Source organism: Haemophilus sp. HMSC061E01, from assembly GCF_001810345.1.
In the GTDB taxonomy this organism is placed as follows: Bacteria; Pseudomonadota; Gammaproteobacteria; order Enterobacterales; family Pasteurellaceae; genus Haemophilus_D.
On the sequence record NZ_KV801005.1, the window covers coordinates 343,266 to 367,189 of the forward strand.

At 39.4% G+C, this 23,924-nt stretch carries 20 protein-coding genes and 2 tRNA genes; 7 read left to right on the top strand and 15 right to left on the bottom strand.

Annotation, left to right across the window (positions count from 1 at the left end):
- Positions 1 to 18 precede the first annotated feature (18 nt).
- The 4 genes from secG to HMPREF2732_RS05145 form a co-directional block, all read right to left on the bottom strand.
- Positions 19 to 366 carry a preprotein translocase subunit SecG gene (gene secG / locus HMPREF2732_RS05130; RefSeq protein ID WP_005696834.1) on the bottom strand — a complete coding sequence of 116 codons (348 nt, stop codon included), beginning with the start codon at positions 364 to 366 and terminating at the stop codon, positions 19 to 21.
- Between the two features lie 116 nt (positions 367 to 482).
- A complete protein-coding gene (locus HMPREF2732_RS05135) occupies positions 483 to 2,426 on the bottom strand; it encodes a DNA topoisomerase III (protein WP_070591722.1) in 1,944 nt (647 codons plus the stop codon).
- A gap of 4 nt (positions 2,427 to 2,430) precedes the next feature.
- Positions 2,431 to 3,033: a recombination mediator RecR gene (gene recR, locus HMPREF2732_RS05140; RefSeq protein WP_005696838.1), complete on the bottom strand. Its 603-nt coding sequence runs from the start codon at positions 3,031 to 3,033 to the stop codon at positions 2,431 to 2,433.
- Positions 3,034 to 3,094: 61 nt separating this feature from the next.
- Complete coding sequence (locus HMPREF2732_RS05145; protein ID WP_070591727.1) at positions 3,095 to 3,424, bottom strand: YbaB/EbfC family nucleoid-associated protein; 330 nt, start codon at positions 3,422 to 3,424, stop codon at positions 3,095 to 3,097.
- A gap of 135 nt (positions 3,425 to 3,559) precedes the next feature.
- Between HMPREF2732_RS05145 and HMPREF2732_RS05150 the strand changes: the two genes are divergently transcribed.
- Positions 3,560 to 4,651: a metallophosphoesterase gene (locus HMPREF2732_RS05150; protein ID WP_070591730.1), complete on the top strand. Its 1,092-nt coding sequence runs from the start codon at positions 3,560 to 3,562 to the stop codon at positions 4,649 to 4,651.
- 45 nt (positions 4,652 to 4,696) lie between these two features.
- Here the strand turns inward: HMPREF2732_RS05150 and HMPREF2732_RS05155 are convergent, their stop codons facing one another.
- The 7 genes from HMPREF2732_RS05155 to mutY form a co-directional block, all read right to left on the bottom strand.
- Positions 4,697 to 6,067, bottom strand: coding sequence for an L-serine ammonia-lyase (locus HMPREF2732_RS05155; RefSeq protein ID WP_049373211.1), 1,371 nt, complete (start codon positions 6,065 to 6,067; stop codon positions 4,697 to 4,699).
- A gap of 35 nt (positions 6,068 to 6,102) precedes the next feature.
- Positions 6,103 to 7,341 carry an HAAAP family serine/threonine permease gene (locus HMPREF2732_RS05160; protein WP_070582983.1) on the bottom strand — a complete coding sequence of 413 codons (1,239 nt, stop codon included), beginning with the start codon at positions 7,339 to 7,341 and terminating at the stop codon, positions 6,103 to 6,105.
- A 287-nt stretch (positions 7,342 to 7,628) separates the two neighbouring features.
- Positions 7,629 to 7,704, bottom strand: a tRNA-Asn gene (locus HMPREF2732_RS05165).
- A gap of 2 nt (positions 7,705 to 7,706) precedes the next feature.
- A tRNA-Phe gene (locus HMPREF2732_RS05170) sits at positions 7,707 to 7,782 on the bottom strand.
- A 228-nt stretch (positions 7,783 to 8,010) separates the two neighbouring features.
- A complete protein-coding gene (mltC, locus tag HMPREF2732_RS05175; RefSeq protein WP_005696844.1) occupies positions 8,011 to 9,090 on the bottom strand; it encodes a membrane-bound lytic murein transglycosylase MltC in 1,080 nt (359 codons plus the stop codon).
- 9 nt (positions 9,091 to 9,099) lie between these two features.
- Positions 9,100 to 9,372, bottom strand: coding sequence for an oxidative damage protection protein (locus HMPREF2732_RS05180; RefSeq protein WP_049365232.1), 273 nt, complete (start codon positions 9,370 to 9,372; stop codon positions 9,100 to 9,102).
- The gene (gene mutY / locus HMPREF2732_RS05185) at positions 9,365 to 10,483 is read right to left on the bottom strand and encodes an A/G-specific adenine glycosylase (protein WP_070591732.1); all 1,119 of its coding nucleotides are present in this window, start codon (positions 10,481 to 10,483) and stop codon (positions 9,365 to 9,367) included. Before mutY ends, HMPREF2732_RS05180 begins: the two co-directional genes overlap by 8 nt.
- Before the next feature lie 193 nt (positions 10,484 to 10,676).
- Between mutY and rpmE the strand changes: the two genes are divergently transcribed.
- Positions 10,677 to 10,889 (top strand): 50S ribosomal protein L31, encoded by a 213-nt coding sequence (gene rpmE, locus HMPREF2732_RS05190; RefSeq protein ID WP_005696847.1) that lies wholly within the window; start codon positions 10,677 to 10,679, stop codon positions 10,887 to 10,889.
- A gap of 132 nt (positions 10,890 to 11,021) precedes the next feature.
- On the opposite strand, the gene HMPREF2732_RS05195 is transcribed toward rpmE, so the two are convergent.
- The gene (locus HMPREF2732_RS05195; RefSeq protein ID WP_070591734.1) at positions 11,022 to 13,277 is read right to left on the bottom strand and encodes a FepA family TonB-dependent siderophore receptor; all 2,256 of its coding nucleotides are present in this window, start codon (positions 13,275 to 13,277) and stop codon (positions 11,022 to 11,024) included.
- Between the two features lie 249 nt (positions 13,278 to 13,526).
- On the opposite strand from HMPREF2732_RS05195, the gene HMPREF2732_RS05200 reads away from it, so the two are divergent.
- The 3 genes from HMPREF2732_RS05200 (at position 13,527) to HMPREF2732_RS05210 (ending at position 16,613) form a co-directional block, all read left to right on the top strand.
- Positions 13,527 to 14,234 (top strand): 7-cyano-7-deazaguanine/7-aminomethyl-7-deazaguanine transporter, encoded by a 708-nt coding sequence (locus tag HMPREF2732_RS05200; protein WP_049365229.1) that lies wholly within the window; start codon positions 13,527 to 13,529, stop codon positions 14,232 to 14,234.
- Between the two features lie 14 nt (positions 14,235 to 14,248).
- A complete protein-coding gene (locus HMPREF2732_RS05205) occupies positions 14,249 to 15,565 on the top strand; it encodes an MFS transporter (RefSeq protein WP_070591739.1) in 1,317 nt (438 codons plus the stop codon).
- Positions 15,566 to 15,785: 220 nt separating this feature from the next.
- Complete coding sequence (locus tag HMPREF2732_RS05210) at positions 15,786 to 16,613, top strand: class II glutamine amidotransferase (protein ID WP_070591740.1); 828 nt, start codon at positions 15,786 to 15,788, stop codon at positions 16,611 to 16,613.
- 68 nt (positions 16,614 to 16,681) lie between these two features.
- On the opposite strand, the gene gorA is transcribed toward HMPREF2732_RS05210, so the two are convergent.
- A complete protein-coding gene (gene gorA, locus HMPREF2732_RS05215; RefSeq protein ID WP_070591742.1) occupies positions 16,682 to 18,052 on the bottom strand; it encodes a glutathione-disulfide reductase in 1,371 nt (456 codons plus the stop codon).
- Between the two features lie 219 nt (positions 18,053 to 18,271).
- Here gorA and HMPREF2732_RS05220 point away from each other — a divergent pair, with 219 nt between their 5' ends.
- Together HMPREF2732_RS05220 and HMPREF2732_RS05225 are read left to right on the top strand one after the other, a co-directional pair.
- Positions 18,272 to 19,399, top strand: a complete 1,128-nt coding sequence (locus HMPREF2732_RS05220; RefSeq protein ID WP_070591744.1) for a glycosyltransferase — start codon at positions 18,272 to 18,274, stop codon at positions 19,397 to 19,399.
- 34 nt (positions 19,400 to 19,433) lie between these two features.
- Positions 19,434 to 20,408: a glycosyltransferase family 2 protein gene (locus HMPREF2732_RS05225; protein WP_070591746.1), complete on the top strand. Its 975-nt coding sequence runs from the start codon at positions 19,434 to 19,436 to the stop codon at positions 20,406 to 20,408.
- Positions 20,409 to 20,429: 21 nt separating this feature from the next.
- On the opposite strand, the gene HMPREF2732_RS05230 is transcribed toward HMPREF2732_RS05225, so the two are convergent.
- Both HMPREF2732_RS05230 and HMPREF2732_RS05235 read right to left on the bottom strand, forming a co-directional pair.
- A complete protein-coding gene (locus HMPREF2732_RS05230; RefSeq protein WP_070591750.1) occupies positions 20,430 to 21,266 on the bottom strand; it encodes a glycosyltransferase family 8 protein in 837 nt (278 codons plus the stop codon).
- 155 nt (positions 21,267 to 21,421) lie between these two features.
- A partial coding sequence (locus HMPREF2732_RS05235) for a collagen-flanked surface repeat-containing protein (protein WP_186821528.1) occupies positions 21,422 to 23,924 on the bottom strand: 2,503 nt, incomplete at its 5' end.

Genomic DNA, 23,924 nt, shown 5'->3' on the forward strand with positions numbered 1-23,924 from the left:
TTATTCTGTTTTTATTCCTTATTGCGGAATATCGTTATTTTTGTTTTCAACTGCTGGAGCAGCTTGTTGTTGCTGTTGTTGAACTTGTTCAGCAGTTTGAGATAAATCGTCAAATGAACCTTTTTGTACGTTACCGCGGTGAGAGTTAATGTTACCTAATACCAAAGCAATCACAAAAAAGCCAGTTGCTAAGATTGCGCTGGTACGGGTTAAGAAGTTACCTGCACCTGCAGAACCAAACATGGTACCTGATGCACCGCCGCCAAATGACGCACCTGCGTTCGCGCCTTTACCTTGTTGAACAAGGATAAAGCCGATTAAGGCGATACAAACTAATACATAAATAAATAATAAAATATTGTACATTATTCTTTCTTCTCTAAATTGCGATTCCGCAAGAAAACTGGGAGCAAATGTTATATAAAATTCATGCTTTTCGCAAGCGCTTTCCCATTTTTTTTACTTAATTGTATTAAGTTTAATCAATTTTCAGCGTTTAAATCTTCCGATTTTTTGACCGCTCTTTTTCGTTTCGTTGCTGGCGTATTTAAACCTTTTGAAATCTGACTTAGACGACGTAATGCGGTGAAATCAACAAAACGTACTAAATCCGGCAACATTTGATTAAGCGTAAACATAAATTGCTGATAACTCGCCTGTTTTTGACTGATATCCGTTAATTGCGCTTCCCAATGTGCAGTCATATCAGGTTGTGTGGCAATATCCGGTAGCGCTGAAATGAGGATCCGCCCCGTTTCTGTGCTGTGAATATTGCGCCCTTTTTTCGTTAAAAAACCGCGTTTAAACAGCAATTCAATAATACCTGCTCGGGTGGCTTCCGTTCCGAGTCCATCCGTTTCGCGCAGAATTTTTTTCAATTCTTTATCTTGCACAAAGCGCGCAATCCCCGTCATCGCTGAAAGCAACGTCGCATCAGTAAACGGTTTCGGTGGTTGTGTTTTTTTGCTTACCACTTCGCCTCGTTCGCAATACAGGATCTGCCCTTTCTTGACGATCGGCAATAACGGCTCTTGATTTTCATCTTCGTCTTCTTTGCCAAGTAATTCTTTCCAACCCGCAGTTTGCAAGTTACGCGCTTGTGCCACAAAAGTACCGCCCGCAATACTTAAGGTAATTTTGCTTTTACGATATTCCGCATCGGGGCAAAATTGCAATAAATACTGGCGTGCAATCAATTCATAAATACGCTGTTCATCAATACTTAAATTTATCGAGCGGGTATTAGCCGTCGGAATAATTGCATGGTGTGCTTCTACCTTTTTGTCATTCCAACAACGATTACGTTGCTCGCTATCCACTACTGATGGCAAGGTTTGATAAATCTGACAATGCTGTGAAATCGCATTCATCACTTTATGTCGTTCAGCAAAATGCTCTTCCGGCAAATAGCGACAATCAGAACGTGGATAGGTAATCAAACGATGGGTTTCATATAACCGCTGACAGGTATCCAACACGCTTTGCGCTGACATACCAAACCGTTTTGCCGCATCAATCTGTAATGCTGACAACGAATAAGGCAAAGGGGCGGTTTCTTTCTCGCGCTTATCTACATATTCAGTCACTTCGGCAGGTTGATCGGTAATGCGTTTCACCACATTTTCGGCCAACCCTAAAGACAGCACGCGCCCATCTTCATCTTGGTAGTCTTCGCAAGCTTTACTTGGTTGCCAAAGTGCAGAAAAAAGTGCGGTCGGATTTTCAGTCGTTTTTTCGTCTTTTATCCATGCCAACACTTCATAGAAATCTTTTGGTTGGAAATTTTCAATTTCCAAATCACGTCGAACAATCAAGCCTAACACGGGGGTTTGCACTCGTCCAACAGAAAGCACGCCATCATAACCCGCTTGGCGACCACGAATGGTATAAGCGCGAGTCATATTGATACCATAAAGCCAATCGGCTCGAGCGCGTGCCAGTGCGGAGGTAGCCAATGGAATAAAATGACGGTTAGGTTGGAGCTTTTGTACCGCTTTTTCCACCGCACTTGGGTTAAGATCGCTAATCAAACAACGCAAAATGCCATCACGTTTTTCGGCGGATAAATTGGCATAGCTGAATACTTCATCCACCAACAACTGCCCTTCTCTATCCGGGTCACCCGCGTTAACTAAAACATCGGCTTGATGAATGAGTTTTTCTACCACAGAAAGTTGTTTTTTGACTTCCTTTCGCGGTAATAGAATCCATTTTTCAGGAATGATCGGTAAATGTTCTAAACGCCATTGTTTAAATTTAGGATCGTAGGCATCCGGTTCTGCTTGTTCGAGCAAATGCCCCACGCACCAAGTCACAACATCATCATTGCCACATTTAATAAAACCATCACCTCGTTGATGAGGTTTTGGTAATACATCGGCAATCGCTCGCCCAAGACTGGGTTTCTCGGCAATAAACAGGCGCATAAGATTAGTCGATCTGACGGCGACCTAAGAAAGAATGGGTTAAGGTGGTGCCGTCCACGGTTTCTAATTCCCCACCGACAGGGATCCCGTGAGCAATACGGCTTACTTTAATATTATGTTGATGGCAAATTTCAGCAATATAATTGGCTGTCGCATCGCCTTCCACCGTTGGATTGGTCGCTAAAATCACTTCATGGAAAGATTCTTCAACCAAACGTTTTTGCAATAAATCTAAACCAATTTCTTTTGGACCAATACCATCTAAAGGCGATAAATGCCCCATTAAGACAAAATAACGTCCAGAAAATTGGCCGGTTTGCTCAATAGCCTGAATGTCTGCCGGCATTTCCACCACACAAAGTAAACCTGAATTTTGACGGCGAGGATTGTTACAAATATTGCACGTTTCCTCTTCGGTAAAATCACGACACTGTGAACAATGCCCAATTTTAGACATTGCTTCCGTTAATGCACGTGCTAAATTCATCCCACCGCTACGATTGCGCTGTAAAAGATGATAAGCCATTCGTTGTGCAGATTTAGGGCCTACACCCGGCAAGCAACGAAGATTTTCAATAAGATGTTCTAAAAGTGGACTGCTTTGCATAGTATTTATGATGGGAAAAGATGAATGGTGTGTGAACGTGTAAATTCACACACCCGATGAATTAAAATGGAAGTTTCATTCCTGGAGGTAATGGCATGCCTGCGGTCACAGAAGCCATTTTTTCTTTTTGCAATTCTTCTGCACGACGGATTGCATCGTTGAATGCGGCAGCGATTAAATCTTCCAACATTTCTTTGTCGTCTTCCATTAAAGAAGGATCGATCTCAATACGACGGCAGTTGTGCGCACCATTAATCGTGATTTTTACTAAACCCGCACCGCTTTCGCCAGTTACTTCTAATTGGGCAATTTCTTCCTGCATTTTTTGCATTTTTTCTTGCATTTGTTGGGCTTGTTTCATTAAGCCGCCTAAACCGCCTTTTCCGAACATTGGATTTTCCTTCTTGAATTAACTAAAACGAGCCGCATTTTAGCGAAAAAATTTGCCTTTGGGAACAGAGAAATTTATTATTCCACACTTCAAAACTGGGTCAAAAACGACCGCACTTTTATTTAGGAATTGCAGATGGAAACTCGTTATTACTTTATATTTACGGCAGCCATTATTTTGTTACAACTGCTGATTTATATTTTTAATAAAACGCTGATTTGGTGGCTTAACAAACCGCTCTCTCAAAAGACAAGACGAGCAATTACTTTTGTCAGCTTTTTGCTTCCTAATGTCTTGGTTATTTGCCATTTTTTAAAGCTTTTTACGGTATTTCGACTTATTGCTTTAATGCTCGCGCTACTCCTTTTTTCAGCCTTTGCGAGTATTGCCGTGGGAGGTATTCATTTTCTTTTCCGAAAATCCAAATCCATCACCAAAATCGACTGCACTTTACGCATTGCTTACCCGATTTTATTTATTGGTATCACTGCCTTAAGTGTGTATAACGCCTATGTCACACGTGTTATTCATTATGAAATTACGCTAGATAAACCGATTAAACCATTGCGAATTGGCATGGCAAGCGATCTCCATTTAGGCAAATTATTTGGCGGGAAAGAATTGGATAAACTGGCTGATATTATGCAGCAAGAAAAGGTCGATATCATTTTACTGCCTGGCGATATTATGGATGATAACGTCAATGCCTATTTAGCCGAAAAAATGCAACCTCATTTAGCGAAACTCAAGGCTCCAATGGGTATTTATGCCACACTTGGCAATCACGATTTATTTGGAGACCAAGATCGAATTGATCAAGAAATTCGCAAAGCAGGTATCACCGTGTTAAGAGATGAAACATTAACGTTAAACAATGAACTGGTGCTTATTGGACGAAACGACAATCTTGCTCACGATAGACCAAGTACCGAGACGTTATTAAAACAAGTGAATACTGACTTACCGATTATTCTATTGGATCACCGTCCAACAGATATCGAAAAACATGCTTCACTTCCGCTTGATATTCAAGTTTCAGGGCATGCACATAAAGGGCAAGTATTCCCGGCTAATTTAATCACGAAAATGATGTATCGTTTGGATTATGGTCATGAAAGAATTGGCAATCCACATGTTTTTGTCACTTCTGGTTATGGTTTCTGGGGTATTCCAATGCGCTTAGGATCTCAATCAGAAGTAGTAATTATTGATGTGAAAGGAAAATAAAAAAGAGCGGTCAAAAATAACCGCTCTTTTATTATCAATGACATCTTAAGAACAGACTACTTTCACCGCTAATCCACCTTTCGATGTTTCACGATATTTGGCATTCATGTCTTTACCTGTTTCATACATGGTTTCGATCACTTTATCCAAGGTTACGCGAGGATTCGTGGTTCGGCGTAATGCCATACGGCTAGCGTTAATCGCTTTCACCGAAGCAATGGCATTACGTTCAATACAAGGTACTTGCACTTGGCCACCAACAGGATCGCAAGTTAAGCCCAAGTTATGTTCCATCGCAATTTCAGCTGCGATACACACTTGTACTGGTGTACCACCTAAGATCTCAGTTAAACCTGCGGCAGCCATTGAACATGCCACACCCACTTCACCTTGGCAACCGACCTCTGCTCCCGAAATAGATGCATTCATCTTATAAAGGGAACCAATCATACCGGCAGCCAATAAGTAACGTTCAATGACTTCAGGGGTTAAAGGTGCAACAAATTTCTCATAATAAGAAAGTACCGCCGGCACAATACCACATGCACCATTAGTTGGCGCGGTTACGACGCGACCACCTGCCGCATTCTCTTCATTTACTGCAAGGGCAAACATATTCACCCAGTCGATCACATACATTGGGTCATGGGCTAAACGGCCGCTATTCGCCTCCAAGAGACGATAAAGTGATGGCGCACGACGAGCAACTTTTAAAGGCCCTGGTAACACACCCTCTGTTTTAATACCATGTTCAATACAATCTTTCATGGTTTTCCAAACATTCTGTAAATGTGCTTCAACCTCTTTTTTATCACGCAATGCTAATTCATTTTTCATCATCACTGTTGAGAGCATTAAGCCACTCTCCTGACAATGTTTCAAAATATCTTCAGCATGTTGATAAGGATAAGGTACCGTCACCGGATTTTCTTCCTCTTGACCAAAATGTGCTTCATCTACAATAAAGCCACCACCGATAGAATAATAAGTTTGGCGGTAAAGCACGTTACGATCAGCATCTAATGCAGTAATGGTCATACCATTTTCATGCAATGATAAAAAGGAATTATGGAATACCATATTGGCATCCCAATCGAAATTAACCGTTTTTTTGCCCTGTGCAATCGAGAGTTTTTTGGTTTGTTTAACCTGTTCGATAAAGGTTGGGATTAAATCAATATCCACATCATGCGGTAGATAACCGGCCAATCCCATAATGATCGCAATATCTGTATTATGACCATGCCCCGTCATTGAGAGAGAGCCATACACATCAACATGCAAGGTTGCAACAGCATCAAATTTACCTTGCTCGATTAAATCATCAATAAACTGCTTGCCTGCTTTCATCGGGCCAACAGTATGGGAGCTGGATGGCCCAACTCCCACTTTAAACATATCAAATACACTAATCATATTATTTTAAATCCTAAGCTAAACTAAAAAGCCGCTTATAATAATCCATATACGACCGCGGAGATAGCAATTAATCCCATAACTGTAACAAATACATTGCTAAAACGACCTTGATAGCGTTTCATTGCTGGAACATTGCGAATCGCATACATAGGCATAATGAAAAGGATCATCGCAATAATTGGGCCGCCAAGGGATTCGATCAAACCTAAAATACTCGGATTAATGATCGCCACCCCCCATAAAGTCAATAAGAAGAAAACTGCAGTACCGTAATTTAATTTTTTACGATTCACGCTTTCACCTTTCATTTTGAGGTATAAACCTTCTAAACCTTCACGTGCCCCTAAATAATGACCAAAGAATGAGCTCGTAATCGCGAAGAAAGCCACTAATGGTGCGAAATAAGAAATATATGGGTTATCAAATTTGTTAGCAAGATAAGACAAGATACTAATATTTTGTGCTTTTGCTTCTAATAACTCTGCTGGTGTTAAGGTTAATACACAGCTAAATACAAAGAACATCACGAAGAACAGTAATACGGTTGAAGTTCCTTTTTCTGTACGGCCGATGTGATATTCCGTTGTATTAAAATCTTTATATTCACGTTGTTGAGAAAGCGTGAAAGAGGAAATTGCCGGAGAATGGTTAAAAGAGAAAACCAATACTGGGATGGTTAACCACAATGTCGTGATGAAGCCACCAGCCGTCGGAAGCTCATAAAGCATTGAAGCATTCCATTGCGGAATAAGATAAATTGATAACGCAAAGAGAATCAACACCAATGGATAAACGAGTAATTCGGTGATTTTCAACATCACTTTTTCACTGAACAACATGACTGAAATCAATATCGCAATTAATACAAAAGAAAGAATCACACGGTTTGGTGAAGCCATGCCTAATTGGTTGACGATAAAAGAATCAACCGTATTAGTGATCCCGTTTCCATAAATCAATAAAATTGGGAAGATCGCAAAGAAATATAATAAGGTAATTAATTTCCCTGCGGTCGGGCCGAAATGTTCTTCAACTACTTCGGTAATATCACTGCCTGGCTTAGAAGAAGACAACACGAAATAAGCCAAGCCACGATGTGCAAAATATGTCATCGGTCCGACTAAAATCGCCATCACAACCAAAGGCCAGAAACCGCCCATCCCTGCATTGATTGGTAAAAATAATACCCCTGCGCCCACCGCAGTTCCAAATAAGTTTAATACCCAAGCTGTATCAAATTTATTCCATTTTTTATTAGTTGTAGTGTCCATACATCACCCTCTAAAGTTGAAATTATAAAATCGTTTATTTAATGAGTATTCATTCATTAAATTAGTGGCTGCATTATGATGAGATTAGGGATTGATTGCAAAGTGCAAGATAATAAAGTGTGATCTTGCTAACAATTTTATGTAACTTTTTTACATAAATATTTATCTAGATCAAAAAAATGCGGTGAGAAATTTGAGCAAATTTTAAAGAGAGGAAAACAACAGAATAATCATTGAATTCTACAAAGCAAAAAGCCGCTAAATTGCTTTAGCGGCTTCTCAGAATTTGGCTCCTCCTGCGGGACTCGAACCTGCGACATATGGATTAACAGTCCACCGTTCTACCGACTGAACTAAGGAGGAAATGGTGCCTCGAGGCGGAATCGAACCACCGACACGGGGATTTTCAATCCCCTGCTCTACCGACTGAGCTATCGAGGCGTTATCGTTATTGGCTACTGCCTGACAACGGAGCGTATTAAACTATTTTTTCGGGTATCGGTCAACAACTAAATTCAAAAAAAGTGAAAAAGTTGGTGTGTTTGAGTGGTTAATAACCAAAACGACTATAAAAAGAACGTATTTTCTAAAACTCAATCAAAAATAACCGCACTTTCTCAAAAAATAATGCCCGAAAATTCTTTCGGGCATTGTATTTCATCGTAGAAATTATCGTCTTACGCGGAATTTCTTCTGCGCCGCATCCACTTTCAACAAGTAGTTTCTTGCTTGTGAGGATGGGTGTGCAGTCGTTAAGATACGATACACTTGTTCTGGATACATCTGATTGATCTTATAGATCGCCTCATCTTTATCCTCATCGAATACACGTAATACTGCACCTGCACCACTGTTGTAGGCAGAAATCATTGCAAAACGTTTAGAGGTAGGATTCGTGATACCATCTAAATATTGATTTTGCAGAATCCATAAGTAAGAGACACCCGCATCAATGTTATTTGCTGGATCATAAAGGTAACGTGCAGATGGTTGTCCACCTTTACCTTTCATCGCAAACACATCGCGACCTGCAGTGCTTGGTACCACTTGCATTAAGCCGATTGCATTCGCATAACTAATCGCATACGGGTTGAAGCTAGATTCTGTTTGCATAATACCTAAAATCAAGCTTTCATCAATGCCATAGCGTTCTGCGGCTTTACGGACTAATGGAATATATTTTTGTGCACGCACTTCAACGTGGTTTGCAATCATTGAGATCACCACAAATTGTACAGTGTTACCATTTTGTAAGCGGCGAGTTTGTAATTTATTTTGGATTAAATAAGTCGCAAAGTTACTTGCAATCACTTGGTTAGCAATTTGCTGACCATTGTTATCCACAACCTGACCTAATAAGAAAGGACGCGTACTAATCGGTACATCGCCAGAAGCGAATAAGTCGATCCCTTTTGCATCGGAGCCCATCAATAAAGTATGAACAATCGCATTGTGTAAGCGATTAAGATCTTGTTGAGTTTCAACAATAATTGTACCTTCGTCAAAGCTTACGTGGCTACGCGTATAGAAAGAGTCCGTGTATTTCACGTAGTCTTTACGACTCGCCACTAAAAGCTCATTTACCCCCCAAATACGATCGATATTATGGGAGAATTGACCAGTTAAAATATCTAAACCTTGCGTGTCTTTTGAAAACACTTCGTCATAATTAATGCCACGTCGATGGGTTGGCGAGTCACTACAAGCATATAAAAGTGGAAGTAGCGCCAATAATAAATACTTTTTCATAATCTTTTGTTATTTAGATGGGGGAACGTAACCTTCAATATGCACATCTTTGCCTTCAAATAAGAAATTCACCATTTCTTCTTCTAATAATTTACGATGCTCGGCATTCATCATATTGAGTTTTTTCTCGTTCACTAACATGGTTTGCTTTTTGATCCATTCGCCCCATGCTTGTTTACTAATTGAATTAAAAATACGTTTACCTAATTCACCGGGATACAGTTGAAAATCCAGTCCTTCCGCATCTTGTTTCAAATATTCGCAAAAAACGGTTCTAGCCATAATAATTCCTTACAAATTGCGTTAATAAATTTTTCACAGGCTGAGCTAACCCGATCTGTTCAGGTGAGGTTGGATCATACCAATATTTGACCGCACTTAATAGACCAGATTGAGATTCTTTTCCTTTTTCTGACAATTTTTTCCAATCTGAACGATCGCCATCTTCAGATTTTCGATCGACTTCAACATAAATAGGATGAATATCTAAATGAAAATGACTAAACGTATGACGGAAAGTTACCCATTCTTGATACTCGGCAATCCCTAGTTCTTTCAGATAACTCAGCAATGTTTGTTTATCATCAAACTGAGGAAAACAATACAACCCGCCCCATAAGCCTTTGCTTTCACGCTGTTCCAACCAGACTTTTCCTTGATGAGATAAAATCAAAAAATAACTCTGCTTTTCTGGCAACGATTTTTTTGGTTTCTTTCCAGGAAATTCTGTCCACTTTTCGAGTTTATTGGCTAAGCAATCCTTACTTAGAGGACAAAGATCGCATTTAGGTTTTGTTCGAGTACAAATCGCCGAACCGATATCCATCATTGCTTGATTAAATTCTGCGACTCTCGTTGTTGGTGTAACCTGTTCGCTCAACTGCCATAATTGATTTTCGACTTTCTTCTCGCCAGGCCAACCTTCAACAGCAAAATAACGAGAAAGCACACGTTTCACATTACCGTCTAAAATCGGATAAGGTTGATTTTGCACAGAAGATAAAATTGCCCCCGCCGTAGATCGTCCCACGCCTGTTAACGCCCAAACTTGCTCAAATTGCGTTGGAAATTCGCCTTGATATTCATCTCTAATGGTTTGAGCGGCTTGATGTAAATTTCTCGCACGTGCGTAATAACCTAGTCCCGTCCACAGATGTAATACTTCATCTTGCGACGCATTAGCAAGTGCGGTCACATTGGGAAAGGTTTTAATAAAACGTTCAAAATAAGGAATGACTGTGGAAACTTGGGTTTGTTGTAACATCACTTCGGAAAGCCAAACACCATAAAGGGTTTTATTTTGCTGCCAAGGCAAATTTTTACGCCCAAACTTTTCATACCATTGTAAAACAGAATGGACAAAAGGGGCATTAACAGAGGATTGGGCTAACATAACTTTCCTAAAGTGCGGTCAAAAATAAGCAAAAATTTTGCGATGATTCTATCACTAAAGCACACCTCTTGATCAATTTGATTTTTTCAGTATAATTCGCAGTCTATTTGGTGCCGGATTGTCGGCGATTATTAACTCACGCGGTGTAAGTGGAAAGCATTTATAGCGGCGTGGCTTCAATTTGAGGTTTTCTATGAAACAAGGTATTCATCCAGAATATAAAGAGATCACTGCAACTTGTTCTTGCGGTAACGTGATCAAAACTCGTTCTACTTTAGGCAAAGATATCAACCTTGATGTGTGCGGTAGCTGCCACCCATTCTACACTGGTAAACAACGTGTTGTTGATACTGGTGGTCGTGTTGAACGCTTTAACAGCCGTTTCAAAATCCCAGGTACAAAATAATTTGAATCTGTGTGAAGAACCCTGCCTATGCAGGGTTTTTTATTATCTGAAATTCACCATTTTCAAAATTCAATCAATAAAAAAGTGCGGTCAAAATCGACCGCACTTTTTCTATCAGTTCTAAACGCTCAATTAAAATGAATATTTAACTGTTGCGTAATAAGCACGACCAGGTTCGTTATAAGTATGAGCATTGTAATTTGTACTGCTTGATGAACGATAAATGCGTTTATCAAATAAGTTACTTACGCCAACACGAATGCTGATTGTATCTTTCCAATTATAACCCGCACTTAATCCCCAAACTGCATAGCCACCAATATCTTCTGAGCCAGCAAGTTGATTAACGTGTGTATTGTTACCATTTTCCATACGGTTTTCCGGATTTTTACGGGATTTTTGTTTACCGTATTGCGTATAAGTTAACATTGCATCCAAACTATCGGTAATTTTATAACTTAAGCTTGAATTCAAGGTATATTTCGGCACGATAGAAAGCGGGTTACCTGTATCTTTATTTTTGGTTTTATGCATATAAGTGAAGTTATTCACCCAGTTTAATTTATCTTGGATTAGTGGTAATGTCAGATTACCTTCAAAACCTTCAATCACTGCGCGGTTTGCATTACCCCATTTATACACATAGTTACCTAAGTTAGTTAAACCGATAAATTCACCATCAGATACGATTTTATTACGATAATCATTACGGAAGTAAGCTACAGAAGCAAGAAGTCCATTTTTATCATATTCAATTCCGATTTCTTTATTCCAGCTGGTTTCCGGTTTAATGTCGCTATTACCTTGGAAATAACAAGTTTTATTATTTGGTACATTCGTTGGACAACCTTGACCTAAGGTAAATAGCAAGTAATTTGGGTTAGTTTGATAAAGGTTCGGTGCTTTATAAGCTCTTGCAATCCCACCTTTAATTCTCCAATCATCGTTGAGGCTTTGTAAGAAGTTTAATCCACCACTTACGTTAGAACCAGAATAACTGTTGTAATCATAACGTAAAGATGGCGTTAGGATAGTAGATTGGGTTGCTGAAATATTATCTTCAATAAATACAGCCCATTCAGTTTGACTACTATGACCTCCTCGTACATTTGAGATACCGCTTGGTAGGCGTTCTTTCAAATCATAAAGCACCTTCCCTGTTTTTTTATCTCGTCGTCCACCAAGTAACTGTGTCATAGAAGCGTCATCATCTAAACTGCTGTGTGCCCCCTCAAAACCAACTGTCAGCATATGATCTACACCCAAGGTAAATGGAATATAGAATTCTGAACTAAAGCGTGTATTTTTAAGAATGGAATCACTAAAGGCTGATGTGCTCGAATAGCTGCCCTCTGGACCACCCGCTAAATATTCCGGTAAACGGCTGTTTTTCGTTTTATCAAAAGTAATATAGGTTTTATTGTCGAAATGATCGAATTTACCCTCGTAGGTTAAAGCATAGTTTTGACGATATAAACGAGCGGTTTCAGCTTTGCTTCCTGCCAAGGTTTTGGTTTCAGGATAGTTTTTATTATTGTAAAGCCCTGCTGAGCTATTTTGCGTATCACCGTTATAAATATTGCCTTGACGACTGAAACCAGAATCCAAGGTTAATTTATTTTTCTCATTGATATTCCACACTAAACGGCCATTAATATCTTTATTACGTACGCCTTCACGACCGGCAATCGCAGGATCGCCATTAATACCAACTTCATCCGCTTGCGTTTTGTTCCAGTTACCATATAAACGGAATTGCAATACGTCTTTAATTAACGCTCCGCTTAGATTAAAACCGACACGGTTCGTTGCACCTTCATCGCTGTCTTCTGGTTGATTGGTGTAATAGCTTAAGCTACCGTGCAAATCATTGGTAACAGGTTTAGTGATGATATTCACCACCCCACCCATTGCACCTGAACCATAACGTGCAGCTGAAGGGCCACGTAATACTTCAATTTTTTCAATGGCTTCAACCGGCACCCAGTTGCTGTCGCCACGGGAATTACGTTCACCACGCACCCCATAACGTTCTGCATTACGAGAGGTGACAGGTTTCCCGTCCACTAAAATCAATGTATTTTCTGGCCCCATGCCACGAATATCAATTTGACGTTTGTTTCCGCGTTGTCCTGTAGATGAGTTACCCGTTAAGTTCACACCGGGCATAGTACGTAATACTTCAGAAATATCATTTGTCGCAGGACGTTTCTCTAAATCTTTTGCCGTCACAAGAGAAGAGCCAAGTGATTGTTTTACCTGGTTTTCCGCTGTAACTTTAATTTCCTCAAGTTTCTCTTCACCATAAGAATAGCTTGAAAAAAGCGCGATGGTTAACGTGCTTAATGCGAAGAATGATGTTGTTTTTAAATGATTGGTTTTATACATTGAATGCTCCCCAGGCATATGTGAAATAAAAATGCCTGAGAATTCTAGTACAATATTATTTTGGTGTAAATGAAAATTCTTATCACTGCTATTAAAATCAAACTAAAACAAATAAAATGCCTAAATTTTTGACCGCACTTTCTTGCAATCCCAATAAATTCTAGTATTATTCACGGCTCGCCAATTTGGCGGATTTATTTCTCATGTCGGGTTCCCTACCCCCGATTAACCAACTAAAAAGGTCTTAAAATGAAAATTAATACTCCGATCTTCAATGATCAACAAAAACGTTTTGCTTTAATTTTATTAAGCTTGTTTCACATCTTCATTATCACAGCCAGTAATTATTTCGTTCAAATTCCATTTGAAATCAATTTAAAATTGACCGCACTTGGTTTTGCTGATGATTTCTCATTCCATAGCACATGGGGCACACTCACTTTTCCATTCATTTTCTTAGCCACTGATTTAACGGTACGTGTATTTGGGGCGAAAGAAGCGCGTTGGATCATTTTTATCGTGATGATTCCAGCACTTATCGTCAGCTACATTGTGTCGGTTGTTTTCTCTAATGGGCAATATCAAGGCTTAAGTGCATTAAGTGAATTCAATATGTTTGTTTTCCGTATTGCATTTGCGAGTTTCTGTGCTTATGTTTTCGGACAATTATTAGATGTGTTAGTATTCAACCGTTTACGTCAACTAAAAACGTGGTGGATTGCCCCGAGCAGCTCCATGACATTTGGCTCTCTTGCCGACACTTTCATGTTCTTTGGCGTAGCATTCTATCAAAGTAGCGATCCATTTATGGCTGAACATTGGTTTAGTCTTGGATTCGTCGATTACTTATTTAAATTATTTGTCGGCATCGTCTTGTTTGTTCCCGCTTATGGCGTGGTACTCAGCATGATTTTGCGTAAACTTCAATCTCTCGCAAGCTCTCGCCAGTTTGCTTAACTTAAGGAAATAAAATGACTGAAACCCTTTCTCTTAGAGTCAAAATAGAACAAAGCCCAATGGGGGCTTATCAATGGATGATTGTGGTGATGGCTGCCATCATGAATTTACTTGATGGCTTTGATGTATTAGCCCTGGCCTTTACTGCAACAGCCATTCGTGGCGAATTTGGCCTCACGGGGATTGAGTTGGGTTATTTATTAAGTGCCGGCTTGTTTGGTATGACTGCCGGCTCACTTTTCCTTGCACCACTTGCGGATAAAATTGGTCGCCGTCCATTGTTATTAATGGCGGTATCACTCTCCGCTATTGGGATGTTAGGCTCGGCGTTTATCTCACAATATCAATGGCTCGGTTTCTGGCGCGTTATCACCGGGCTTGGTGTCGGCGGTATTTTAGTGGGCACGAACGTGATCACCAGTGAATATTCTTCTCGTAAATGGCGCAGTTTTGCGATCAGTGTCTATGCTGCTGGTTTTGGTATTGGGGCGGTATTAGGCGGTATGTTCGCCGTGATGTTGCAAGGTGAATATGGTTGGCGTTCTGTGTTCCTAGCAGGGGCTATCTTAACCGGTTTACTTTTAGTGGTGTTATTTATTTGGTTACCGGAATCCATTGACTTCCTCACTTCCAAGCAACCCAAAAATGCAGAAGTGCGGTTAAATTTAATCGCAAAAAAAATTGGTTTAGCCGGTGATTGGAAACTTCCAGAAAAAGCGGAAAAAGTTAAGACTAAATTACCTATTAGCCAATTATTCAGCGAAAAATACTTACATTCTACCCTGTTAATTTGGACGGCTTTCTTTGCAATCATGTTCAGCTTCTATTTTATCAGCTCATGGACTCCAGCCTTATTAAAAGAAGCGGGTATGACGACAGAGCAAAGTGTGAGCGTCGGAATGATGATCTCATTAGGGGGCACTTGTGGCGCCTTAATCTATGGCTTACTGGCTAGCCGTTGGACAGCACGAGGCGTGTTAATTTTATTCACCGTCTTATCTTCTGCAGCAATCATTACCTTTATCTTATCCTCATCCGTTTTATGGATTGCGATGGTATTCGGTATTTTAGTTGGTGCACTCATGAATGGCTGTATCAGCGGTCTTTATACCTTAAACCCACTTACTTATGATGCCGATATTCGTAGCACCGGTGTGGGCTGGTCGATTGGTATCGGTCGTATTGGTGCAATTCTTGCTCCAACGATTGCCGGCCAATTATTAGATATGGGTTGGGACAAACAGAGTTTATATGTTGGCGTTGGCTTTGTGATGTTGATCTCAACAGTCGCACTCTTTTTCTTAAAAAGCCGCTCCGAAATTAAAGCATAATCTTAAAAAATATAGCAAAAGGCGTGATAACCACGCCTTTTTTATTAACTTAATAAAGTGCTCATCCCTAGCCTTCAGATCAGAAAGATTTTCAGGTTATTTTATGTAACATTTTCTTCTAAAAATCCTTTGTTATCCATCTTGAATTTCAACGCATTATGGTGTTAAATCAACACACATTATAAGGTTATAAAAATATAAAAATAAGTTGTAGGAATTTATGTGCCAATTACTCGGAATGAACTGTAATACACCGACAGATATTGTCTTTTCTTTTGAAGGTTTCCGTCGTCGTGCTGGTCTTACTGACTGCCATTCAGATGGCTTCGGTATCGCTTTTTTTGAAGGTCGTGGTGTGCGTATTTTTCGCGATAACCATGCTGCATCACAATCCCCTATTGCGGATTGTGTAAAACAATACAAAATTAAATCGCTCAATGTAATTGCTCACATTCGTAAAGCAACGCAAGGCGGTGTCACCATTGAAAACACCCACCCCTTTATTCGTGAAATTTGGGGACAAAACTGGGTATTTGCTCATAACGGTAATTTAAAAGACTTGCCGGATATGTCTGAAAGTTTCTGCCAGCCTATTGGCTCAACTGATTCAGAAACGGCATTTTGTTATATGGCGGAATATTTGAAAAATCGCTTCCGTCGTAAACCGTCTGAAATGGAAATTTTTGAAGCCATTCAGGACATTACCAAAGAGCTCTCACAAAAAGGCACCTTTAACTTCATTCTTTCAAACGGAGAATGGATGATTGCTCACTGCTCAACCAATTTGCATTACTTAACACGTAAAGCTCCTTTTGGTAAAGCACACCGCATTGATGATGATGGTGTCATCGATTTTAATGATTACGCAAAAGATGGCGACAAAGTCACCATTATTACGACTTTCCCGCTCACCAAAGATGAACCGTGGGTCAAAATGGAACATGGTGGTTTCGTTTTCTTCAAAGAAGGAGACAAAATTGCTGAGGTTGTCGGTGTGGCTAAAGAAATGGAAGATGATGGTACATTAGGCAATCGCGCAGCAGCCTAATAACAAATCACAATAAAAAGTGCGGTCAAAAACATCAGAGATTTTGACCGCACTTTTTTTATCTGCAATTAACGCATTGTCACAAATTCTTCAGAACCTGTTGGGTGAATTGCCACCGTATTATCAAAGTCTGCTTTAGTTGCCCCCATTTTGATTGCCACAGCAAAACCTTGAATCATTTCATCTACACCGAAACCAATGCCGTGTAAGCCCACGATTTTCTCTTCTTTGCCGACACACACTAATTTCATCCGGCAAGGTTGACGATGTTCAGTGACAGCGGTGTACATTGCTGTGAAAGAGGATTTATATACTTTCACATTTTCTTCGCCATATTGCTCAATCGCTTGCGGCTCAGTTAAACCGACTGTGCCAATTGGCGGATGGCTGAATACAACTGTTGGTACAAGGTTGTAATCTAAATGCTCATTTGGTTTGTTATTGAATAAACGCTCAGACAAACGACGACCTGCCGCCACGGCAACTGGTGTTAATTCAATACCGCCTTCGATAATATCACCCACTGCATAAATGCCAGGTACGTTCGTATTTTGGTATTTATCAACAATAATTTGTCCGCGTGAGTTGGTTTTCACACCGGTTACTTCAAGATTAATCACATCCGTTGCAGGTTCACGGCCAATCGCCCAAATTAACGTATCCACTGTGGTTTCACGACCATCTTGTAATTTCAAGGTAAGCGAACCATCGGCATTTTTCACCACTTCTTCAGGCAACGCTTTAGTATGTAATTGGATACCATCTTGTGCTAACACTTCAACTAAGGTTTCGACAATTAATGGATCTTGATTACGCAATGGGGCATGTTTGCGCACAAATAAATGTGTTTCGCTGCCTAAGCTATTTAAAACACCTGCTAATTCAACGGCAATATAACCTGCACCTACGACTGCAACACGTTTTGGTAATTCATTTAAAGCAAATACACCATTTGAATCAATCCCGTATTCTGCGCCTTTTACTGCAGGAATACTTGGACGACCACCCGTCGCAATTAAGATATGATCAGCCGTCACTAATTCTGTTGAACCATCTTCATAGCTCACTTCAATCGTTTTCGCATCTTTAAAACGCGCAAAACCATTTAGAACATCCACATTATTTTTCGCTAATACATTATTGTAAGACGTATGAATACGACCGATGTAAGCTTGACGACTCTCAACTAATTTCGCGTAATCAAACTTTTTCACTTCTACATCAAAACCATAAGCGGGTGCATAGCTATTAATGGCTTCTGCAATTTGTGCGCCATAGAACATCACTTTTTTCGGTACACAACCTACGTTTACACAAGTACCACCGAGATGTTTTGCTTCGATAATCGCACATTTTTTGCCATAACTTGCCGCACGGTTAATTGAGGCAATCCCGCCGGAACCGCCACCGATCGCAATATAATCATAATGTTTAGTCATTTTCATTATCCTTTTTTACTCATTGGAATTTTGTTCTATTGTGCCTAAAACTGAACGAGAAAGCTATAAATTGATGTGATTGGAATTGTCTATATGCGAGGAAAAAGTGCGGTCATTTTTCACATAATTTTCAACAAGCAAAATGTATTTTCGTTATAATGCCCTTCAACTCTAAAGAGAAATAAATTTGAATGAATAATAAACATAAGAGATAGAAAAATGCCTCAAAGAACTGATAAAAAAACAATCTGTTTGAATATGATTGTCAAAAATGAATCTGCTATCATCCGAGATACATTAGAGAACATTATTTCTCATGTTCCATTAGATTATTATGTCATTAGTGATACAGGATCCAATGACAATACCGCAGACATTATCAAACAATTCTTTGATGAAAAAGGCATTCAAGGTGAAATTCACCACGATGAATGGGTTAACTTTGCCCATAACCGTAACTGTGCGTTACAACATGCACAAGGAAAAACCGATTATGTATTAATCTTTGATGCCGATGACCGTTTTGAAGGGGAATTTGTTCTGCCTGAAGAACTTACTTGCGATCGTTATTATCTGCGCATGGCAAATAGCATTACAGGTTCAAATGTTTACTTCCGAGTTCTCATGTTTCGTAATGATGGTTCATTCTATTGGCGTGGCGTATTACATGAATTTATTGAACAACGTAAAACGACTATCACTGAGCAAAAAATATTCGGCGATTACTATGTCATTAGTGGTCGTTTTGGGGCACGTAGCAACAACCCACAAAAATATTTCCAAGATGCTCAAGTGTTAGAAAAAGCCTTCAATTCATCTGAAGATGAAGATCTTAAAGATCGCTATGCGTTTTATACCGCACAATCTTATCGTGATGCAGATATGTATGAAAAAGCCATTGAATGGTATGCAATTCGAGCGAATCTCGGTGGATGGTCTGAAGAAGTCTATTATTCATTACTTCAAATCGCTTTATTAAAAATCGAATTAAATGCTTCACTCAATGAGATACAAAATTTATTGCTGTCCACTTATGAATATCGCCCACAACGTGCGGAAAGTCTTTATCATTTAGCGCGCCTACTACGCCACAACAATAAAGCCAGACTGGCTTACATTTATGCAAATGTAGCGGCAAACATTCCTCTAAGTAAAGATATTCTTTTTGTGGATCACTCTGTTTATGAATGGAAAGCTAAAGAAGAACTGGCGATGAGTGCGAATTCGGTGGGCAATTATCAGCTTTGCCATGATCTTTGCATCGAATTATTATTTAATCCAGCCGTACCAGAACCAAACAGAAAACTATTACTAGACAATTTGAAGTTAGCAAAAGAGCACCTTTAAAAATATTAGGCGTTCAATATAAGGTAAATAAGAGATGAGTAAAAAACGAGTTGGCTTAAGCATGGTGCGTAATGAAAGTGATGTTATTGAAACTTTTATTCGACACAATTTAACCTTATTGGATGAACTTCATATTGTTGACCACGATAGCAGTGATAATACGCGTGAAATTCTCACTCTTCTTAAACAAGAGGGACTACCAATTCATATCTATCATTACAATGAACTCGAATTTGCTCCTGAACGCGTATTAAATCATATGATGCAGCATATTCTCAATAATGATGCTAACATTGATTATATTTTTCCACTTGATGCTGATGAATTTATTTATTGTCCTTCCCGTGAGAAATTGAATTCTTTTCTTACTCTTATTCCTCAAGACCGTGTAGGCATGTACACCTGGCGAGGCTATCTACCGCATTCCACCGAATATGACCCTGATTTTATTTTTCATTTTACCGATCAACGGAAAGAAGAAATTCTCACTCCAAAAGTCATTATTCCCCGAGCGATTGCAGAAACCTGCACATTGACTATAGGTAGCCATTCTGTACGAGATAAAGAGGGGAAAGAAGTTCAAAGTATCGTATTTATTGGTTCAAATAGTCAATCATTCTATTATTGGTTCATTAATCGATTCAATGCAGAATTCATTGAAACGGATGAATTATGGCTAGGTCACTACCCTATTCGCTCAACAATTCAGCAAATTAAAAAAGTATTGGAAAAATCTATCACGATGGTGATGGAGAAAAAGGGATATCGTGATTCAGCTTGGGAAAATCAATTACGTGATTTACTCACTCATAATCTTGACATATCACTTGATGAACTCCGACTAATTGCCTATAACTATCGTGCATCTGATGAGAAACAAATACAAATTGCTTGCCAACAACCTCTGCGCTCCACGAAATTGGCATTGAAATATCAACATCTAATAAATAACGATCCACTTCCTGTACTCGCAAAACTCATCCTCGACCTTGCTGAGAAATTGAGATAGTTCTCTAGAATTAAGATCAAACTATAAAATTTTATTCGGTTGCATAATAAGATAAGACCAATCTAGATGGCGGAAAAACCAATATTTTTCACGTTCAAATAATGTCGGGTTATGATTATCCCAAGGTTTATGCTTTGCAGCATAGTGAATGATTGTTGGAGTTGCATCAAGGCTAATTGACTTAATATTATGCCGATTTTTAATTGCTTCAATATATTGCACCTGCGCATTTTCAGTGAAACTATAATATTTCGCCTTTTCTCGTAAAACAATATTCAAAATACACTGATCACCGTATAACACTTGATTGCCATATTCTTCAACTGTTTGCAATAAGGTATCGACTAAACCTTCATTTCGCCACTTCACACAATCAATCAGTAGAACACCGCTGTTGAAATATTTTTTGGAAACGGATGCATCTAAATAAGGAAACGGAAAGTGTTCTCCCATCCCATAATCTTTCACAACGCCTACAGGGGCACCATTCAGATCGCTATAATAAAAATCAGATAATGATCCATTCACAATAATATCTGCATCTAAATACAAGACGCGTGCTTGATTAATCAGTTTTGGGATCATGAGTCGGTAATAACTGCTTGACGAAGAAATATGTTCCAATGTTTTATAATCTTTAAAAATATCGTCAGAAATATGAATAGAAAATAGGTTATAGCCCATTTTCTCTAATTTGCATTGAATCCCTTCAAACCATTCTTGTGGAATATCATTATGTAAGACATAAAAGTTTACATTCTTATTATAGTAGCAAATGGATTTTAGCAACGCTTCTAAATGGGGCGTATATTTTGCATCAATCGCAAACGCAATATTAATTTTTTCTGAAGTGGTCATTTAGGTTAGATATCCTTAAGTTTGTCTAATTAATCACAAAACTATTTTTTAGAAATGTTATTGTGTGCTCATTCTATCCCATTTCATCCTTAATTTGGTACAAATAAAAAACCCAGCCGAAGCTGGGTTTTTATCTATCTTAATGGAAAGTTAAATTACCATTGGTAACCTACACCCACAGAGCCACCTACGTCGCCTTGGGTATTTGCGTTACCTTGAAGTTTAAAGATAACTTTACCATTGTCGCTTGAACGTGAGTAACCTACTGCTACAGCACTTTCACCTTTGAAAGTACCTGCAGAAGCAGCAACCATTGATTTACCCGGGATGTAAACTTGTGGTAAACCTGCTGCTGCGTTAGCACCTGCGATACCGCCGCGAGCTTCTTTACCCACTTTATTGATACGTTTATGTACGTCACCAATTGATTGTTTCAATTGAGATACGTTAACCGCATCAGTATCTTTAGTACCCGCTTTCACGTTGTGAATTTGGTTACCACCCATATCAATGTTACCACCTTTGTTGACTGTTAAGTCATTTGTGGTTACGCTGTTGTGGTCTACATCATTTGTTGTTGAAACAAGGATGTCGCCACCATTTTGCTCAATCGCAATGTTTTTACCTGCAGTGTAAGTAATTGTTTTACCTGAGGTAATTTTCGTTGTTGAGCTACCACCTTTCTTAGCAACTTTGTTGCCACCATCTTTAGTTGCAACATTAAAGTTAGTTGCACCGCTAGCGACTAATTGTCCTTTATTATTCACAGTGATGGTATCGTTATCAACGTTAACATCTAAGTTTACAACAGATGTTTTACCATCTGAGTTCGCTGTAACTGTCACAGTACCTTTATCACTTGCAAAGTTCACGTTGTTGCCGTGTGTTACTGCATCAACCGGTTTACCATTTGCTTGTAAGTTCCAACCTGAGTTCAATACATCACCAACTGTTGCGGCTTCTTTTTTCTTCTCATCAGTGATATTTAACACGCTGTCATCCACAACTGTTGTTGGGTTGTCAATGTGATGGTCTAAATTGGTTACTGAACCATTTTTAACTGTTGTACCACCAATATTAAGGCTACCATTGTTATCTAACTTAATGTTATTCGCAAGATTCACATCTAAGCCTTCACCATCCGCAGCTTTGGTCACACGAATGTTTTTCGCTGTTGTTGAATCTGTCGCACCACCCTTAATATTAAGGTTAGAACCTAAAGTACGATTAACTGTTTGACCATCATCACCTGTGAATTTCAAGCCATCATCAAGCGTTGCAATTTCACGTTTGATATCATTGCCATCTTTATCTTTATCAGTATAGATAACACGGTTAATCTTTTCACCACCATCGCGTTCAGCTACTGTGGTTGTACCTTTATCTGTTGAAATGGTTACTGATGCACCATCTTTACCATCTGCACCTTTCGGTCCGGTTAAGCCGATTTGACCAACGCCGTCTTTACCAGAGATAGAAACTGCATCTTTTCCGTCTTTACCGCTGATTCCAACTTTGCCATCTAAACCGTCGTTACCATCTTTACCACCAGGAGCAGTAATGGTTACACCATCTTTACCATCTACACCATCTTTACCATTAACAACAACTTTATCTAAATTGGTTACATTGCTATCTAAAGCAAATTTAACTGTAGCACTGTCATTGTTGCTAGATTGCTCAACAGTTAAGTTTTTGCCAGCTTCCATGTTAACAGTGTTGGTATGTTTAATGGTTTTCGCATTGGTTTCTGAAGCAGGTGTTTTGTTACCTGTAGATTTAATATCCCAAGTCATCACGCCATCTTTACCATTTTTACCATCTTTAACGATAGTTGTTGTGGTATTACCGTTACCATCTTTAATGGTTACAGTATGAGTACCGTCGCCGTTGTCTTTCACATCAGCTTCAGCGTTCTTACCATCAGCACCTGTCGCACCAGTTGCCCCATCTTTACCATTTTTACCATCTTTAACGATAGTAGTGGTCACTGAACCATCACCTAAATTAGTGATAGTGATAGTATGAGTACCGTCGCCGTTATCTACAACTTCACCAGTGATGCTATCACCAGTATCACCTTTCGCACCAGTTGCACCATCTTTAACGATAGTCGTTGTGGTATTACCGTTACCATCTTTGATAGTTACTGTGTGAGTACCGTCGCCGTTGTCTTTCACATCAGCTTCAGCGTTCTTACCATCTGCACCTGTTGCACCAGTATCACCTTTCTCACCTTTCGCACCAGTTGCACCATCTTTAATGATAGTTGTTGTGGTATTACCGTTACCATCTTTAATGGTTACAGTATGAGTACCGTCGCCGTTGTCTTTAACGTCTGCTTCAGCATTCTTACCGTCTGCACCAGTATCACCTTTCGCACCAGTTGCACCATCTTTAATGATAGTTGTTGTGGTATTACCGTTACCATCTTTAATGGTTACAGTATGAGTACCGTCGCCGTTGTCTTTCACATCTGCTTCAGCGTTCTTACCATCTGCACCTGTTGCACCAGTATCACCTTTAGCACCGGTTGCACCATCTTTGATGATAGCTGTTGTGGTATTACCGTTACCATCTTTAATGGTTACAGTGTGAGTACCGTCGCCGTTGTCTTTAACATCTGCTTCTGCATTTTTACCATCTTTAACAACTGTT